The organism is Halarchaeum rubridurum (assembly GCF_014647115.1).
Classification (GTDB): Archaea; Halobacteriota; Halobacteria; order Halobacteriales; family Halobacteriaceae; genus Halarchaeum; species Halarchaeum rubridurum.
Window position 1 is genome coordinate 87,724 of sequence record NZ_BMOO01000005.1, and the last position, 14,872, is coordinate 102,595.

General features: G+C 70.2%; 16 protein-coding genes and 1 pseudogene. 11 read left to right on the forward strand and 6 right to left on the reverse strand.

Features of this window, described 5'->3' with window-relative positions; translation table 11 throughout:
* Positions 1-50: 50 nt before the first annotated feature.
* Positions 51-419, forward strand: coding sequence for a hypothetical protein (locus IEX84_RS11200; RefSeq protein ID WP_188872669.1), 369 nt, complete (start codon positions 51-53; stop codon positions 417-419).
* Positions 420-433: 14 nt separating this feature from the next.
* Here IEX84_RS11200 and IEX84_RS11205 read toward each other — a convergent pair whose 3' ends face one another.
* Positions 434-1,777, reverse strand: coding sequence for a DEAD/DEAH box helicase family protein (locus tag IEX84_RS11205; RefSeq protein ID WP_188872670.1), 1,344 nt, complete (start codon positions 1,775-1,777; stop codon positions 434-436).
* An 85-nt stretch (positions 1,778-1,862) separates the two neighbouring features.
* Between IEX84_RS11205 and grpE the strand changes: the two genes are divergently transcribed.
* The 5 genes and pseudogenes from grpE (at position 1,863) to IEX84_RS11230 (ending at position 7,907) form a co-directional block, all read left to right on the forward strand.
* Entirely contained in the window at positions 1,863-2,525 is a 663-nt protein-coding gene (gene grpE, locus IEX84_RS11210; RefSeq protein WP_188872671.1) for a nucleotide exchange factor GrpE, read from the forward strand.
* A 293-nt stretch (positions 2,526-2,818) separates the two neighbouring features.
* Positions 2,819-4,687: pseudogene (gene dnaK / locus IEX84_RS11215) on the forward strand (molecular chaperone DnaK); the annotation flags it as partial.
* Positions 4,688-4,816: 129 nt separating this feature from the next.
* Positions 4,817-5,992 carry a molecular chaperone DnaJ gene (dnaJ, locus tag IEX84_RS11220; RefSeq protein ID WP_188872673.1) on the forward strand — a complete coding sequence of 392 codons (1,176 nt, stop codon included), beginning with the start codon at positions 4,817-4,819 and terminating at the stop codon, positions 5,990-5,992.
* A gap of 267 nt (positions 5,993-6,259) precedes the next feature.
* On the forward strand, positions 6,260-7,381 hold the full coding sequence (locus tag IEX84_RS11225; RefSeq protein WP_188872674.1) for a pyridoxal phosphate-dependent aminotransferase: 1,122 nt from the start codon (positions 6,260-6,262) through the stop codon (positions 7,379-7,381).
* A 49-nt stretch (positions 7,382-7,430) separates the two neighbouring features.
* Complete coding sequence (locus IEX84_RS11230; protein WP_188872675.1) at positions 7,431-7,907, forward strand: NUDIX hydrolase; 477 nt, start codon at positions 7,431-7,433, stop codon at positions 7,905-7,907.
* Here IEX84_RS11230 and IEX84_RS11235 read toward each other — a convergent pair.
* Entirely contained in the window at positions 7,877-8,830 is a 954-nt protein-coding gene (locus IEX84_RS11235; protein WP_188872676.1) for a TIGR03557 family F420-dependent LLM class oxidoreductase, read from the reverse strand. The genes IEX84_RS11230 and IEX84_RS11235 overlap by 31 nt on opposite strands.
* A gap of 92 nt (positions 8,831-8,922) precedes the next feature.
* Between IEX84_RS11235 and IEX84_RS11240 the strand changes: the two genes are divergently transcribed.
* Both IEX84_RS11240 and IEX84_RS14760 read left to right on the forward strand, forming a co-directional pair.
* Positions 8,923-9,678 carry a competence/damage-inducible protein A gene (locus tag IEX84_RS11240; RefSeq protein WP_188872677.1) on the forward strand — a complete coding sequence of 252 codons (756 nt, stop codon included), beginning with the start codon at positions 8,923-8,925 and terminating at the stop codon, positions 9,676-9,678.
* Positions 9,679-9,765: 87 nt separating this feature from the next.
* A complete protein-coding gene (locus tag IEX84_RS14760; protein ID WP_268237659.1) occupies positions 9,766-9,900 on the forward strand; it encodes a hypothetical protein in 135 nt (44 codons plus the stop codon).
* 74 nt (positions 9,901-9,974) lie between these two features.
* Here the strand turns inward: IEX84_RS14760 and IEX84_RS11245 are convergent, their stop codons facing one another.
* The 3 genes from IEX84_RS11245 to IEX84_RS11255 are packed head-to-tail and all read right to left on the reverse strand — an operon-like array spanning position 9,975 to position 12,524.
* Entirely contained in the window at positions 9,975-11,156 is a 1,182-nt protein-coding gene (locus IEX84_RS11245) for a redox-regulated ATPase YchF (RefSeq protein WP_188872678.1), read from the reverse strand.
* Between the two features lie 49 nt (positions 11,157-11,205).
* Positions 11,206-11,643 (reverse strand): VOC family protein, encoded by a 438-nt coding sequence (locus IEX84_RS11250; protein ID WP_188872679.1) that lies wholly within the window; start codon positions 11,641-11,643, stop codon positions 11,206-11,208.
* Between the two features lie 35 nt (positions 11,644-11,678).
* The gene (locus IEX84_RS11255) at positions 11,679-12,524 is read right to left on the reverse strand and encodes an acyltransferase (protein WP_188872680.1); all 846 of its coding nucleotides are present in this window, start codon (positions 12,522-12,524) and stop codon (positions 11,679-11,681) included.
* 90 nt (positions 12,525-12,614) lie between these two features.
* Here IEX84_RS11255 and IEX84_RS11260 point away from each other — a divergent pair, with 90 nt between their 5' ends.
* Both IEX84_RS11260 and IEX84_RS11265 read left to right on the forward strand, forming a co-directional pair.
* The gene (locus tag IEX84_RS11260) at positions 12,615-12,818 is read left to right on the forward strand and encodes a DUF5800 family protein (RefSeq protein ID WP_188872681.1); all 204 of its coding nucleotides are present in this window, start codon (positions 12,615-12,617) and stop codon (positions 12,816-12,818) included.
* Positions 12,819-12,889: 71 nt separating this feature from the next.
* Entirely contained in the window at positions 12,890-13,255 is a 366-nt protein-coding gene (locus IEX84_RS11265) for an SHOCT domain-containing protein (RefSeq protein ID WP_188872682.1), read from the forward strand.
* 10 nt (positions 13,256-13,265) lie between these two features.
* Here IEX84_RS11265 and pan1 read toward each other — a convergent pair whose 3' ends face one another.
* The gene (pan1, locus tag IEX84_RS11270; RefSeq protein ID WP_188872683.1) at positions 13,266-14,474 is read right to left on the reverse strand and encodes a proteasome-activating nucleotidase Pan1; all 1,209 of its coding nucleotides are present in this window, start codon (positions 14,472-14,474) and stop codon (positions 13,266-13,268) included.
* 136 nt (positions 14,475-14,610) lie between these two features.
* On the opposite strand from pan1, the gene IEX84_RS11275 reads away from it, so the two are divergent.
* Complete coding sequence (locus IEX84_RS11275) at positions 14,611-14,865, forward strand: MarR family transcriptional regulator (RefSeq protein WP_188872684.1); 255 nt, start codon at positions 14,611-14,613, stop codon at positions 14,863-14,865.
* Positions 14,866-14,872 lie beyond the last annotated feature (7 nt).

Genomic DNA, 14,872 nt, shown 5'->3' on the forward strand with positions numbered 1-14,872 from the left:
GCCCGTTGGCGACCGGCGGATAAAAGACACCGGGGACCGACCGGACCCGTATGGACCGCCGGACGTTCCTCGCGCGCGGCGCCGGCCTCGCCGGCCTCTGCGGGCTCGCGGGCTGTCTCGGCGCGTCGGCCGACGCCGCGCCGGTGCTCGTGGCGAGCAGCGACGTCGACTTCGACGACGCGGGCGCGCTCGTCGTCGAGGCCGTCGTCTCGAACGTCGAACCCGACCCGTACGCCGCCACGGTCGTCTTCGGCCCCGAAATCGACGGGGGGACGCGCGAACGGACCGCCGACGTGACGCTCGACCCGAACAGCACGCGGGTCGTGCGGGCGACCTACGACGACGTCCGGCGCGCGGACGCGCCGAGCGTGACGCCGCACGTCTCGCTACGCGACGTCCGGCGGGTGCGCGGGCAATAACAGCGGACGTCGACCTACCGACGCCGGTCGGCGACGCGCTCCTCGGCGGTGTCCTCGCTCACGAGTTCGTAGAGCGTCGCGCGCGACCCGTCCTCCTTCGGGCGGAGGACGCGCCCGAGGCGCTGCGTGAACTCGCGCTCGCTCCCCGAGCCCGCGAAGACGACCGCGACGTTCGCGTCCGGGACGTCGACGCCCTCGTCGAGGACGTTCGCGGTCACGACCCGCGAGTACGTCCCCGCGCGGAACTTTCGCAGTATCTCGCGGCGCTCTTTCGCGCCCGTCTCGTGCGTGATCGGCGGGATCAGGAAGCGCTCGGAGAGCCGGTAGACGAGGTCCGTCGAGGCCGTGAAGACGATCACGCGGTCCCCGCGGTGGCGGTCGAGGATCGAGGCGAGCTCGGCGACCTTCGCGTCGGACTCCTGGACGATGGTGCGCGCCCGCTGTTTCGCCAGCAGGGCCTCGCGCGCCCGCGGGTCGGTCCCCGAGCGCTTCACGAGCTCCTGGTAGTCGCTCCCCGAGGTGAACGTGATGTTCGACTGCTGGAGGTAGTCCGTGAAGGTGCCCTGCGCGTCCTCGTAGCGCTCGCGTTCCTCGGGGGTGAGCGGGACTTCGAGGCGACGGACGTCGTAGGCGGCGAGGTGGTCGCCCGCGAGGTCGTCGACGTCGAGCCGGTAGACGACGTCGCCGACGAGCTCCTCCAGTACCTCGTGTGCGCCGTCGAGGCGCTCGAACGTCGCGGTGAGGCCGAGGCGCGCGGGCGCGGCGAGCAGGCGCGCGACGTCCCGATACCCCTCGCCGCCGAGGTGGTGGACCTCGTCGAAGACGACGAGCCCGAAGCGGTCGCCGAGCTCGTCCGCACGGAGGTAGGCGGAGTCGTACGTCGAGACCGTGATCGCCCCGAGGGTCTGCTCGCCCCCGCCGAGCTGGCCGACCTCGCAGTCGAACTCGCTCTCCAGCTCCTCGCGCCACTGGTTCAGGAGGTCGATGGTGGGGACGACGACGAGCGCCGTCTCGCCCACGGACTCGATGGCCTTCAGCGCGAGGATGGTCTTGCCCGCGCCCGTCGGGAGCTCGACGACGCCGCGCCGGTCGTTCGCCGTCCAGGCGTCGAGGGCCTCGCGCTGGTAGTCGCGGAGCTCGTACGTCGTGGCGACGTCGAGGGACTCCCACTCGGGTACCGCGTCCTCGACGGTCGTCCCGAGCGTCCGGAGGTGGTCGCGGAGGGGGCCGTAGCGGTAGCCGGGGACGCGGCCGCTGTCGGTGCGCTCGTCGCGCTCGACGTACGGGAGGCGTCCGTAGACGTCGGCGTCGCCGCCGACCCGCACCGTGCCGTCCGCGTAGTCGAGCGTGACCGTCATCGGCCGCCCCTTCGACGGGCGCGCGTTTAGGTCCCTCGAACGCCGTTCTGAAACCCTTATCCCGCGTCGGGCGCTTCCTCCGGCCATGACAGACGACGCCGACGGTGTGGAGGTCGACGCGGAGGACCCCGAAGTGGGCGACGCCGAGGCGGACGCGGACGAGGGGGCCGACCCGGAGACGCTCGACGATCCGCTCGCCGAGCGCGTCGCCGAGTACGACGCGGACCTCGCCGAGGAGGTCGCGGACGTCGTCGGCGACCGCAACCGCCTCGCGGAGGACGTGGAGGACCTCGAAGCCGAAGTTGAGGACCTCGAAGAACGGCTCCAGCGCGTCCAGGCGGACTTCCAGAACTACAAGAAGCGCGCGAAGCGCAAGCAGGCGGAGACGGAGGAGCGTGCGACGGAGGACCTCGTGACGCGCCTGCTCGACGTCCGGGACAACCTCACGCGGGCGCTCTCGGAGGAGTCGGGCGACGCCGACTCGCTGCGCGAGGGCGTCGAGATGACGAAGCGCGAACTCGACCGGGTCTTCGAGGACGAGGGCGTCGCGGAGATCGCGCCCGAACCCGGGACGGAGACGGACCCGCACCGCCACGAGGTGATGTTGCAGGTGTCGAGCGACGAACCCGAGGGGACGGTCGCCGAGGTGTACCGCCCGGGGTACGAGATGGGCGAGAAGGTCCTGCGCGCGGCGCAGGTGACGGTGAGCGACGGCTCGGGTGCGGGCGACGCGGGCGACGACGAGTAACGAAACAGCGAGGAGCGGTGGCGAAGAACGCCGAGGGTCGGCGCGCCGGCGCGCCGGCGGGCCGACGGGGCGGCGAGCGACGACGGGGCGAGCGGCGAATGCGGCGACCGAGGTCCCGGGCCGCGGAGCGCGACGCCGACCGACGCGACCGCTCGCTTACCGGTTCACCATAAATCCAGCGCTACGCGGCGTTCGCAGGGCCCGAAACGCTCGTATTCGCGTTCGTTGGCGGTCGTGTGAGGCGTCCACACTAGCAAGCTTTAAACCGAAACGGCGACTTATCACCGCCCAAGATGGCCAGTCAGAAGATTCTCGGTATCGACCTCGGTACCACGAACAGCGCGTTCGCGGTGATGGAGGGCGGCGAGCCCGAGATCATCGCCAACAGCGAGGGCGAGCGGACGACGCCCTCCGTCGTCGCGTGGGACGACGGCGAACTCCTCGTCGGGAAACCCGCGAAGAACCAGGCCGTGCAGAACCCGGACCAGACCGTCGCCTCCATCAAGCGCCACATGGGCGAGGAGGACTACACGGTCGAACTCGGCGACGATGAGTACACGCCCGAGGAGGTCAGCGCGCGCATCCTCCAGAAGATAAAGCGCGACGCCGAGGACTACCTCGGCGACGACGTTGAGAAGGCCGTCATCACGGTCCCGGCGTACTTCAACGACAAGCAGCGCCAGGCGACGAAGAACGCCGGCCAGATCGCGGGCTTCGACGTCGAGCGCATCGTCAACGAGCCCACGGCGGCCTCGATGGCGTACGGCCTCGACGAGGAGGGCGAGAACACGGTGCTCGTCTACGACCTCGGCGGCGGGACGTTCGACGTCTCCGTCCTCGAAATCGCCGAGGGCGCGTACGACGTCATCGCCACGAACGGCGACAACGACCTCGGTGGGGACGACTGGGACGAGGCCCTCATCGATCACCTCGCCGACGAGTTCGAAAACGAACACGGCATCGACCTCCGCGAGGACCGACAGGCCCTCCAGCGCCTGAAGGACGCCGCCGAGGAGGCGAAGATCGAACTCTCCAGTCGCAAGGAGACGACCGTCAACCTCCCGTTCATCACGGCGACGGACGACGGCCCCGTCCACCTCGAACAGGACGTGACGCGCGCGACGTTCGAGAAGATCACGAGCGACCTCATCGAGCGCACCGTCGGCCCGACGCAGCAGGCCCTCTCCGACGCGGGCTTCGACGCGAGCGACATCGACGACGTCGTGCTCGTCGGTGGCTCCACGCGGATGCCCCAGGTCCAGGAGAAGGTCGAGGAGGTCGTCGGCCAGGAACCCCGGAAGTCCGTCAATCCCGACGAGGCCGTCGCGCTCGGCGCGGCCGTCCAGGGCGGCGTGCTCTCCGGTGACGTCGACGACGTCGTCCTCCTCGACGTCACGCCCCTCAGCCTCGGTATCGAGGTGAAAGGCGGGCTCTTCGAGCGCCTCGTGGAGAAGAACACCACCATCCCCACGGAGGCCTCGAAGGTGTTCACGACCGCCGCGGACAACCAGCAGAGCGTCCAGATTCGCGTCTTCCAGGGCGAACGCGAAATCGCGGAGGAGAACGAGCTCCTCGGCGCGTTCCAGCTCACCGGCATCCCGCCCGCGCCCGCGGGTACCCCGCAGATCGAGGTCTCCTTCGAGATCGACGCGGACGGCATCGTCCACGTCTCCGCCGAGGACCAGGGCTCGGGTAACTCCGAGGACATCACCATCGAGGGCGGTGCGGGCCTCAGCGACGAGGAGATCGAGCGGATGCAGGAGGAAGCGGAGGAACATGCCGCCGAGGACGAGGAGCGCCGCGAGCGCATCGAGGCCCGCAACGAGGCCGAGACCGCCGTTCAGCGCGCCGAGACGCTCTTAGAGGAGAACGAGGAGATGGTCGACGCGGAGACCCGGGAGACCATCGAGGCCGACATCGACGACATCGAGGCACTCCTCGAGGACGAGGACGCCGAGACCGAGGCCATCCAGGACGCCACCGAGGCCCTCAGCGAGGACCTCCAGGAGATCGGCAAGCAGGCCTACCAGCAGCAGGCCGGCGCGGGCGGTGCGGGCGCCGGTGCCGGTGGCATGGGCGGTATGGGCGACATGGGCGACATGGACCCCGAGGACGTCGACGCCGAGGACTTCGTCGACGCCGACTTCGAGGACGTTGACGAATCACGTAGCGATTCGTCAGCCAACCAGAACGCGAAGCGTTCTGGTGACGTTGACGAATCGGACGATGAGTCGGACGCCGACGAGAACTAACGCCTAACCCCCTCCGGACACTACCTCCGTTACTACCCGATGAGCCAGGACTTCTACGACGCGCTCGGGGTCAGTCGTGACGCCGACGAGAGCGAGATCAAGAAGGCGTACCGCGAGAAGGTCAAGCAGTACCACCCGGACGTGAGCGACGAGCCCGACGCCGAGGAGAAGTTCAAGACGATCCAGAAGGCCAAGGACGTGCTCACCGACGAGGACAAACGCGAGGCCTACGACCGCCTCGGCCACGAGCGCTACGAGGAGGCCGAGAAGCACGGCGCCGACCCCGGCGGCGACGGCGGCATGGGTGGTGCCGGTGGCATGGGCGGCATGGGCGGCGCCGGCGGCATGGGCGGCATGGGCGGCGCCAGCGGGATGAACGACATCTTCGAGCAGTTCTTCGGCGGCGGCGGGCGCTCGCGGGACCCGAACCGCCCCCAGCAGGGCCAAGACCTCCGGACGCGCATGGACATCGACCTCGAAGAGGCCCACGACGGCGCGACGAAGCAGCTCACCGTCACGCGCCCCGAGTCCTGCACGGAGTGTGGCGGGAGCGGCCACCCCGCCGACGCCGACGTCCGCACCTGTCCCGAGTGCGACGGGCAGGGGCAGACGACGACCGTCCAGCAGACGCCCTTGGGCCGCGTCCAGCAGCGCCAGACGTGTCGGCGCTGTGGCGGCGAGGGCCAGATATACAGCGAGCGCTGCGACGAGTGTAACGGCGACGGGACGGTCCGCCGCGAGGCGACGCTCACCGTCGAGGTCCCCGCCGGCATCGCCGACGGGCAGACCCTCCGCATGGAGCGCGAGGGCGCGCCCGGCGAGAACGGCGGCCCGAACGGCGACCTCCTCATCGAGGTCTCCGTCCAGTCGCACCCGGACTTCGAGCGCGACGGCGCGGACCTCGAACACCGCCACCCCATCTCGTTCCCGCAGGCCGTCTTCGGCGCGACGATTCAGGTGCCGACGCTCGACGGCGAGGTCGAGTTCGAGGTGCCCGAGGGCACCCAGAGCGGCGAGCGCTTCCGCCTGCGCGGGAAGGGGATGCCCCGTCTCCGCGGGCGCGGCGACGGCGACCTCTACGTCACCGTCCAAGTCGTCACCCCCGAGTCGCTCAACGAGGAGCAACGCGAGGCCCTGGAGGCCTTCGCGGAGGCCGGCGGCGAGGAAATCGAGGTCGAGCAGGGCTTCTTCGAGAAGATCAAGAACTCGCTGTAACCGCCGCTCGGCCCCCGGTGGTCGTCTCACCTTCGCACCGCCTTCCCCGCGCTTCCTCCCCCGACCGGCCCTTCATCTACGAGCGCGGGACAAGTAGCGCGTATCACGTAGCCACGGCGGCGCTCGGGCCACGCGACGAGACGACGCACCCGAGCGCCGGAGAGCGCGTCGTCCGTCCGCCATCGCACGTCCGCCGACGCCGGCGTCCGATTCCCGCCGCCGTCGGAAGCCGGTCCCTTTAATCGGGTGCGCGCCGCCCCCTCACGCATGAGCGACTTCTCCCGACGCGTCGAGGCTATCGACATCAGCGGCATCCGCAAGGTGTTCGAGGCGGCGAGCGAGGACGCGATCAACCTCGGGCTCGGCCAACCGGACTTCCCGACGCCGGAGCACGCCCGCCAGGGCGCGATAGACGCCATCGAGGCCGGCCAGGCCGACGGCTACACGTCGAACAAGGGGACGGCGAGCCTCCGCGCGGCGATCGCCGAGAAACACGGCCGCGACAACGCGTTCACGGCGTCGCCCGAGGACGTCATCGCCACCTCGGGGGGAAGCGAGGCGCTCCACCTCGCCATCGAGGCGCACGTCGACGAGGGCGAGGAGGTACTCTTCCCCGACCCCGGCTTCGTCTCCTACGACGCGCTGACGAAGCTCGCGGGCGGCACGCCCGTCGGTCTCCCGCTGCGCGACGACCTGACGCTCGACCCCGCGACGGTCGAGGAGTACATCACGGAGGACACGGCGGCGTTCATCGTGAACTCCCCCGCGAACCCGACGGGCGCGGTGTCGCCCCCGGAGGACATGCGCGAGTTCGCGCGCATCGCCGCCGAGCACGACGTGCTCTGCATCAGCGACGAGGTGTACGAGCACATCGTCTTCGAGGGCGAACACCGCTCGCCACGCGCGTACGACGACGCGGGGAACGTCGTCGTCGTGAACGCCTGCTCGAAGACGTACTCGATGACGGGGTGGCGTCTCGGGTGGGTCACGGGCGACTCGGAGCGCGTCGAGCGGATGCTCCGCGTCCACCAGTACGCCCAAGCCTGCGCGTCCGCGCCGGCGCAGTACGCCGCGGAGGCGGCGCTCACCGGCCCGCAGGACCCCGTCGACGAGATGGTCGCGGCGTTCGAGGAGCGCCGCGACGTCCTCCTCGACGGCCTCGAAGACATGGGTCTCGACGTCCCGACGCCGAAGGGCGCGTTCTACGCGATGCCCGAGGTGCCCGACGGCTGGGTCGACGCGGTGCTCGACCGCGGCGTCGTCGTCGTCCCCGGCGGCGCGTTCGGCGAGCGCGGCGAGGGGTACGCCCGAATCTCCTACGCGACGAGCATGGAGAACATCGAGGCCGCGATAGAGGCGATGCGCGAGGCGACCGCGGCGGTCCGGTAGGCGCGCTGGCACCACGGGGTTTTAGCCCCGCTCGCCCGAAGTCGAGGGTATGTCTGACGCATCGCGCCGGGTCGAGGAGAAGGCGTACGCGTACGTGACGCGAGCCGGGGGGACGGAACTCCTCGTCTTCGACCCGCCGACCGGCGAGGGCCCGCAGGTCCCGAAGGGCGGGGTCGAACCGGGCGAGGACCCCGCGGACGCCGTCCTGCGCGAGCTCCGCGAGGAGACCGGGCTCGCCGACGCGACGCTCCGGCGACGGGTGGCGACCGACGAGTGGCCACACCCGACGAAGCCGAAGGCCTATCGCCGGTATTTCTACCACGTCCGCGCCGACTCGGCACCGGACCGGTGGACGCACGAGGTCACGGGCGGCGGCGAGGACGACGGCCTCGTCTACGAGTGTCGGTGGGTGGACGCCGAGACGGCCGCCGCGCGACTCGTGCGCGACCAGGGCGCACACCTCGACGGCGTCGTCGAGACCGCCGCCGACCGCGTTCAGAACGCCGACAGGACCTCCTCCTCGTAGAAGTCGAAGAAGGCCGCCTGGTCCGGTCCGACGTTGTGGACGTAGACGTGGTCGTAGCCCGCGTCGACGAACTCCTGAAGGGCCGCTATGTGCGCGTCCGGGTCGGGGTCGGTGAGCGTGTGGCCGTCGCGGACGTCGTCGCGCGTCACGTCCTCGCAGGCGTGCTCGAAGTGGGCGGGCGTCGGCAGCTCCGAGCTCACGCCGCCCGGGAGTTCCCCCGTCGGCCACCAGTCGTAGACCGTCTCGACGGCGTCCGCCTCGGTCTCGGCGTAACAGACGGCGAGCTGGCCGTACGTCGGTCCCTCGCCGCCCGCGTCCCGGTAGGCGTCGACGACCGACGCCTGCGGACCGACGCAGACGAGGCCGTCGCCGACCGCGGCGGCCGTCCGCGCGGTGCGCTCGCCGTACGCGGAGACGTGGACGGGCGGCGTCTCGTCCGGGAGGGTGAACAGCTGGGCGTTCTCCACCGTGTAGTGCTCGCCGCGGTGGCTCACCATCTCGCCGCTCCAGAGGTCGCGGATCACGCCGACGGCCTCCTCCAACATCTCCAGGCGGACGTGGTGTGGCGGCCACTTCTCGCCGGTGACGTGCTCGTTCAGGCGCTCGCCGGTCCCGACGCCGAAGAAGAACCGGCCGTCGAGCATCGAGGCGGTCGTCGCCGCCGCCTGCGCGAGGTTCGCCGGGTGCTCGCGGATGATGGGCGCGGTGACGCCCGTTCCGACCTCGATGTCGTCGGTCGTCTCCGAGACCGCGCCGAGCGTGCTCCACACGTACGGGGCCTCGCCCTGCTGGCGTATCCACGGGTGATAGTGGTCCGATATCGGCGCGAAGTCGAAGCCCCGAGCCTCGGCGTCGGCGGCGAGCGCCGCCAGCTCGCTCCCGCCGTGTTCCTCGCTCGACAGCGCGTAGCCGAATGCCGTCATGGTCCGTGTGTGACACGCCGGTCGGTCGTGTTTTGGGGCCGCGTTCCGCCGCTGCCACACGGCTTAATCCGCCCCCGGTCCTGCACTCACGCATGGACGTTGCGATACTCACCGTCGGCGACGAACTGCTCGCCGGCGACACGGAGAACACGAACGCGACGTGGCTCGGCCGACAGCTCTCCGCCCGCGGAGCCTCGGTCAGGCGCGTCCTCGTCGTCCCCGACGAGCGCGAGACCATCGCCGACTACGTCCGGGAGTGGCGCGACGCGTACGACGCCGTCATCGTCACGGGCGGACTCGGCGGAACGCACGACGACGTGACGATGGACGCGGTCGCGGACGCCGCCGGCGTCGACCTCCACGTTCCCGACGAGGCCCGCGAGGCCGTCGAACGCGCCGCGCGCGCCTATCGGGACGCGAACCCCGAGGAGGCAGAGCGCTTCGAACTCGACCTCGACGTCGAGGCGTGGGCGACCGTTCCGGAGGGCGCACGCGTCATCCCGAACGAACCCGGCCTCTCCCCCGGCGCGAAGGTCGGCGACGTCGACGACGGGGGCGAGGGCGCGATATACGTCTTCCCCGGGGTCCCCGACGAGGTCCACGCGATGTTCGACCTCGTCGCCGAGGACTTCGGCGGGGACGTCGTCTCCGAGATAACCTACACGAGCGCACCCGAGGGTGCCATCGGCCCGGACCTCGCAGCGGTCCGCGACGCCTACGACGTCGTCGTCGGTAGCTATCCGTCGGGCGAGGGTCCGAATCGCCTGAAGGTCACGGGTGAGGACCCCGACGAGGTCGCCGACGCGCTCGCCGCGCTGGAGGACCGCGTCGAGCACCCCTCGGACTGACCGGCCGCTACGCGCCCCGGGACGGGCCGCGACGCGGGAAAAGCTTCAATATCCTCTACCAGAAAGTATATCAGCGGGGATCGCACCATGCCCGTGCCGACGTACCCGAGCGACGAACCGGACCGTCGCGGTGGTGCCCCCGACCTGGACGACCTCGTCGGGCGCATCATCCGCGGGAACGACGAGGGCGCGCGGCCGCCCCGCCCGACGGCCGGACCGTAGCGGGACGGTCCGCGCGTCGTCACGCTTCGTGAGCCGTCGCTTTTTCCGCACGTCGCACGCCGCGCTTTGCTACCCTACTTCGCGGTGCTGACGATCTTGATGACGTCGCCTTCTTCGAGTTCGTAATCCTCCGCGACCTCCCGCGAGGTCCGGGCGTTCATCGCGTGGAGGTAGCCGTCGCCGATGTCCGAGTGGACGGCGTACGCGAGGTCCTTCGGCGTCGAGCCGTGCGGGAGCAAGAAGGCGTCGGGGAGGACGTTGCCCGTCCCGTCCGTCCACTTCGCGGCGTCCTGCACCGGGTACGCCGTGAGGTGTTCGAGGAGGTCGTAGACCGCGCCGTTCAGGGCCGCCTGCACCCCGGTGCCGCCGTACTCGGCCATCGTGTCGCGGAGTTCGGCGAGGAGCGTCGCCTGCTCCTCGGGGAGGTCGCCGGTCACGTCGAAGGTCTCGTCGCCCGGGTCGTAGTCGATGGCGCCCGCGTCCGCCCCGCGGCGGAGCGCGAGCTCGCCCTGCGCGGTCGCCGGAATCACGGGCTTGTCGAGGGCGAGCAGGCGCTCGACGTACTCGTCGGGCGCGACGTCGATCTTGTTCGCCACGACGACGATGGGTTTCGTCCGCTGACGAACGTCGCGCGCGAGCGCCTCGCGGTCGGCGTCCGTCCACTGGATCGGGTCCTCGGGGTAGTCGAGCTCGCGCAGCGTCGCCATCACGTCGTACTCCGTCGCGCCGAAGCCCGTGAGGAGGTCCGTGACGGCCTCCTCGATGTCGAAGCCGGGACTCCGCGACTGGCGCTCGACGGACTCCCAGTTGCGCTCGACGATGCTCGCCAGCCAGAGGTCCATCTCCTCCTCCACGAAGTCGATGTCGTCGAGTGGGTCGTGCGTCCCGACCTCGACCGGTTCGCCCTCCGCGTTCGTCCCGCCGGAGGCGTCGACGACGTTCAGAATGGCGTCCGCGTTCGTCAGCTCGTCGAGGAACTGGTTCCCGAGGCCGCGCCCCTCGTGCGCGCCCGGGACGAGGCCCGCGACGTCGAGCAACTCGACGGGGACGTAGCGCGTCCCGTCGCGGCAGTGTTCGCCCCCGCAGCGTTCGTCGAGGCTCGTGCAGGGGCAGGTCGTCCGGACGTGCGTGACGCCGCGGTTCGCGTCGATGGTCGTGAACGGGTAGTTCGCCATCTGGACCTCCGCCATCGTCGCCGCCGTGTAGAAGGTCGACTTGCCGGCGTTCGGCTTGCCGGCGAGCGCGAGGGAGAGCATACGCTACCCTATGCGACGACGCGAAAGGCCGTTTCGCTTCCGTCCCGGTTCAGGCCTCGAGGATTTCGACCGGGGTCCCGTCGGGGTCGCGCACGAAGAGGATCGTCGTCCCGCTCGCCGTGGTTCGCGGGCCGTCCGCGACCGTCTCCACGTCGTCGGACAGCGACTCGTGGAACGCCTCGACGTCCGGGACGGAGAGCCCGAGGTGAATCGCGCCCGTGTCGTTCACCATGCCGCCGCGCCGGTCCGCGCCCTCCGGGTCGTAGCTGACGAGTTCGACCCGCGTGCCGCCCGCGTCGAGGTGTGCGAACTCCGCGCTCGCCCCGTCGACGCCGACCCCCTCCGCGAACGCCTCGCCGCCCACGGAGAACTCGGAGATGACGTCGAGGCCCAACACGTCGCGGTAGAAGGCGAGCGATTCGTCGAGGTCCGAGACCGTGATGCCGTAGTGGTGCGCGCTCGGCGTCGTGTCGTCGTCGTCGCTCATGGTCGGCCCTTCGTCGCCGGGCGCAAATAGCTACCTCACTCGGGATCGCGCGTCGGCTCCCGGTCCAGCGTCATCTCGCCGCGCGCCCGGATGCCCCCGTCGATGTCCGCGTCCGGGTGGACGACGACGTTCTCCCCGGAGACGTCGCCGAGGATGAGCGCGCCCTCGCGGACGTAGACGTCGCCGCCGCGCGTCGTCACGTCCCCGTGGACCTTCGTGTCGACGCCGACGACGATGTCGTCCTGCGCGCGCAGGCTCCCGAAGAGGTTCGACTCCGCGCCGACCTCGATCTCCGTCGCGCGGACGTTCCCGTGGAGACGGCACGCCGCGCCGATCTCCGCGGGCGTCGAGGCGCGCCACGCGTCGTCGCTCACGTGCGCCCCGCGCGGGATGGTGATCGGCGGCGCGTCCGCGTCGCTGCTGAGTTCGTCGATGAGCTCCTGGGCCTCTGCCTCCTCGCCGAGCCGCAGGAGCTGGGCGAGATAGGCCATGAAGAAGACGACGGTCGGCATCGGATTGCGGATGACGATCCAGCCGTTGGCCTCGAAGCCCTCCTCGATGTCGACGTCGTCGCCGATGTCGAGGTCGCCGCCGACGACGAGGCGGCCCGCGATGTGCGCGCGCTCGCCGAGGTAGGCGTCGCCGCCCGCGAGGACGTTGCCCTCGACGTCGCTCCACATATCGAGTCGGACGTCCGCCTCGGCCTCGATGTCGCCACCGAAGCGCGCGCGCTCCCCCGCGACGACGTTTCGCCCCCGGACGCCGAACTCGACGGTGCTCTGCCCGCCGACGAGGACGTCCCCCTCGTTCACGAGGTCGTGCTCCTCGACGGTCGTCCCGTCGGGCAGCCGCAACCGGTCGAGTGGCTCCGAACCGAACACGCCCCTACGGAGCCACCCCACCGCAATAAAGGACTCGTCGGACGACCCGCCGACGCGCCGTTTTTACGCGTCCACCCCCTCCGGTCGGATATGACCACGCTCTCCTTCACCGAGGACGGCGTCGACGTCGTCTACGAGGGCACCGAGTTCCGCCTCGAACGCGACCTCGTCGAGGACGCCACGCAGAAGGACTACTTCGACGTCACCGACCACGAGGTGCTGCGCATCGTCGAGAAGGACCCCCACCTCTCCGGCGAGGCGAGACAGATCGGCGACATCGTCGACGCGCAGTAGTCCCGTAATCGGCCCGCGATGGGCCCGCGGCGACGCGGACGTTTTTCTTCGCGGCGCTCCACTCCCCACGCATGGAGGACTGGCTGAAGGCGGTCGTCGGTATCGGCGTCGTGCTCCTCGCCCTCCCCCTGCTCGGGGCGCTGTTCGTCACGCCGTTCGCGATGGGCGGGGCGTACGGCGGGATGCACGGCGGCGGGATGTACGGGGGCATGTACGGCGGCGGAACGGGCGGCTGGCTCCTCGGCCTCCTCGTCCCGCTCGCGCTCCTGCTCGGTCTCGGCTACGTCGCGTACCGGGTGCTCGGCGTCGCGGACGAGGGCGAAGACGGGAGTGAGGATGCAGCACTGACCGAACTCCGCGCGGCCTACGCGCGCGGCGACCTCACGACCGAGGAGTACGAGGAGCGCCGCGACCGCCTCGGGGAGTCGCGGGAGTAGAAGGGAAGGACTAGGCGAACGTCCGCGAGACGTCCGGTTCGTCGTCGTGGTCGAGTTTTTCGAGGGCGTTGCGGAAGTCGCCCATCCGGACCTCGGTGCGGTCGTCGCGGATGGCGTACATCCCGGCCTCGGTGGTGACGGCCTTCACGTCCGCGCCGGAGAGCTCCTCGCTCTCGCGCGCGAGGACCTCGAAGTCGACGTCGTCCGCGACGTTCATGTCGCGGGTGTGGATGCGGAATATCTTCGCGCGACCCACCTCGTCGGGCTTGGGGACCTCGATGAGGCGGTCGAAGCGACCGGGGCGGAGGATGGCGCGGTCGAGCATGTCGAAGCGGTTGGTGGCGGCGATGATGCGGATGTCGCCGCGCTCGTCGAAGCCGTCCATCTCGGAGAGGAGCTGCATCATCGTCCGCTGGACCTCGGCGTCGCCCGAGGTCTTCGAGTCCGTGCGCTTGGAGGCGATGGCGTCTATCTCGTCGATGAAGACGACGGCGGGCTCGTGCTCGCGGGCGACCTGGAAGAGGTCACGGACGAGCTTCGCGCCCTCGCCGATGAACTTGTGGACGAGCTCGCTGCCGGCCATCTTGATGAACGTCGCGTCCGTCTGGGCGGCGACGGCCTTCGCCATCATCGTCTTCCCCGTGCCGGGCGGGCCGTAGAGGAGGACGCCGCTCGGCGGCTGGATGCCGACGTTGTCGAAGAGCCCGGGGTTCTCCATGGGCAGCTCGACGGTCTCGCGGACCTCGCGGAGCTGGTCGTCGAGGCCGCCGATGTCCTCGTAGCCGACGGTGGGCGACTCCTCGACCTGCATGACCTGCGCGCGGACGTCGGCCTCGTCGTCCAGTCGCTTCACGATGGAGAGGCTGTTGTTGACGGCGACGCGCGCGCCCGGTTCGAGGTCCTCGCGGAGCTCCTCCGTGACCTCCGTGAGCGCCTCCTGGTTGTTCCCGTGCTGTTTGATGATCGCACCCCGGTCGTTCATCTCCTGGACCGTGGCGACGAACAGCGGGGACTGCTTGAGCTTCTTGTTCTCGTGGGTGAGGCGTTCGAGCTTCTGCTGGTACTTGTTGTTCTCGGCGTTCGCGTCGAGGAGCTCGTCGCGCATCTCCTCGTTTTGCTCCTCGAGGACGTCGAGGCGCTCCCGTAGGGCCTCGATCTTCTCCTGCTGAGGCGCCCCCTCCTCGTACGGGAGTTCGACGTCGTCGACGGTGTCACTCATCGCTCATCGCTAGGGCGTTAGTTCATAAGAGGCTTCGGGTGGCGTACCCACACCCCCGCGCCGACTCGAAAGTGATGCGTAGTAGTAATTATATAGAAGAGAAAGTATTATCTCTGTGTATCCCGTGGTCGGTGGTATGAGCGCGACCCGGACGGCCGACGAGGCCACCGTCGAGCAGCTGCGCGACCTGCCGCCGAGCGCGAAGCTCGTGGCGAAGGTCCTCGAGTACGAGGACACCCTCACGCAGAGCGAACTCGCCGAGGAGACCCTCCTGCCGCCCCGCACCGTCCGCTACGCCCTCACGCGCCTCGACGAGGCCGGCGTCGTCGACTCGCGCTTCTCCTTCACGGACGCCCGCAAGCGCCTCTACACGCTCGCCGTCGCCGAGTAACCCGACG

What these genes read in the sequence shown, in the direction of transcription:
- IEX84_RS14760 (WP_268237659.1), top strand. Translation starts at nt 9,766, where the DNA reads ATGCCCGTGCCGACGTACCCGAGCGACGAACCGGACCGTCGCGGTGGT.
- IEX84_RS11240 (WP_188872677.1), top strand. Translation starts at nt 8,923, where the DNA reads ATGGACGTTGCGATACTCACCGTCGGCGACGAACTGCTCGCCGGCGAC.
- grpE (WP_188872671.1), top strand. Translation starts at nt 1,863, where the DNA reads ATGACAGACGACGCCGACGGTGTGGAGGTCGACGCGGAGGACCCCGAA.
- IEX84_RS11205 (WP_188872670.1), bottom strand. Translation starts at nt 1,777, where the DNA reads ATGACGGTCACGCTCGACTACGCGGACGGCACGGTGCGGGTCGGCGGC.
- IEX84_RS11245 (WP_188872678.1), bottom strand. Translation starts at nt 11,156, where the DNA reads ATGCTCTCCCTCGCGCTCGCCGGCAAGCCGAACGCCGGCAAGTCGACC.
- IEX84_RS11260 (WP_188872681.1), top strand. Translation starts at nt 12,615, where the DNA reads ATGACCACGCTCTCCTTCACCGAGGACGGCGTCGACGTCGTCTACGAG.
- IEX84_RS11200 (WP_188872669.1), top strand. Translation starts at nt 51, where the DNA reads ATGGACCGCCGGACGTTCCTCGCGCGCGGCGCCGGCCTCGCCGGCCTC.
- IEX84_RS11275 (WP_188872684.1), top strand. Translation starts at nt 14,611, where the DNA reads ATGAGCGCGACCCGGACGGCCGACGAGGCCACCGTCGAGCAGCTGCGC.
- IEX84_RS11265 (WP_188872682.1), top strand. Translation starts at nt 12,890, where the DNA reads ATGGAGGACTGGCTGAAGGCGGTCGTCGGTATCGGCGTCGTGCTCCTC.
- IEX84_RS11225 (WP_188872674.1), top strand. Translation starts at nt 6,260, where the DNA reads ATGAGCGACTTCTCCCGACGCGTCGAGGCTATCGACATCAGCGGCATC.
- IEX84_RS11230 (WP_188872675.1), top strand. Translation starts at nt 7,431, where the DNA reads ATGTCTGACGCATCGCGCCGGGTCGAGGAGAAGGCGTACGCGTACGTG.
- IEX84_RS11250 (WP_188872679.1), bottom strand. Translation starts at nt 11,643, where the DNA reads ATGAGCGACGACGACGACACGACGCCGAGCGCGCACCACTACGGCATC.
- IEX84_RS11235 (WP_188872676.1), bottom strand. Translation starts at nt 8,830, where the DNA reads ATGACGGCATTCGGCTACGCGCTGTCGAGCGAGGAACACGGCGGGAGC.
- pan1 (WP_188872683.1), bottom strand. Translation starts at nt 14,474, where the DNA reads ATGAGTGACACCGTCGACGACGTCGAACTCCCGTACGAGGAGGGGGCG.
- dnaJ (WP_188872673.1), top strand. Translation starts at nt 4,817, where the DNA reads ATGAGCCAGGACTTCTACGACGCGCTCGGGGTCAGTCGTGACGCCGAC.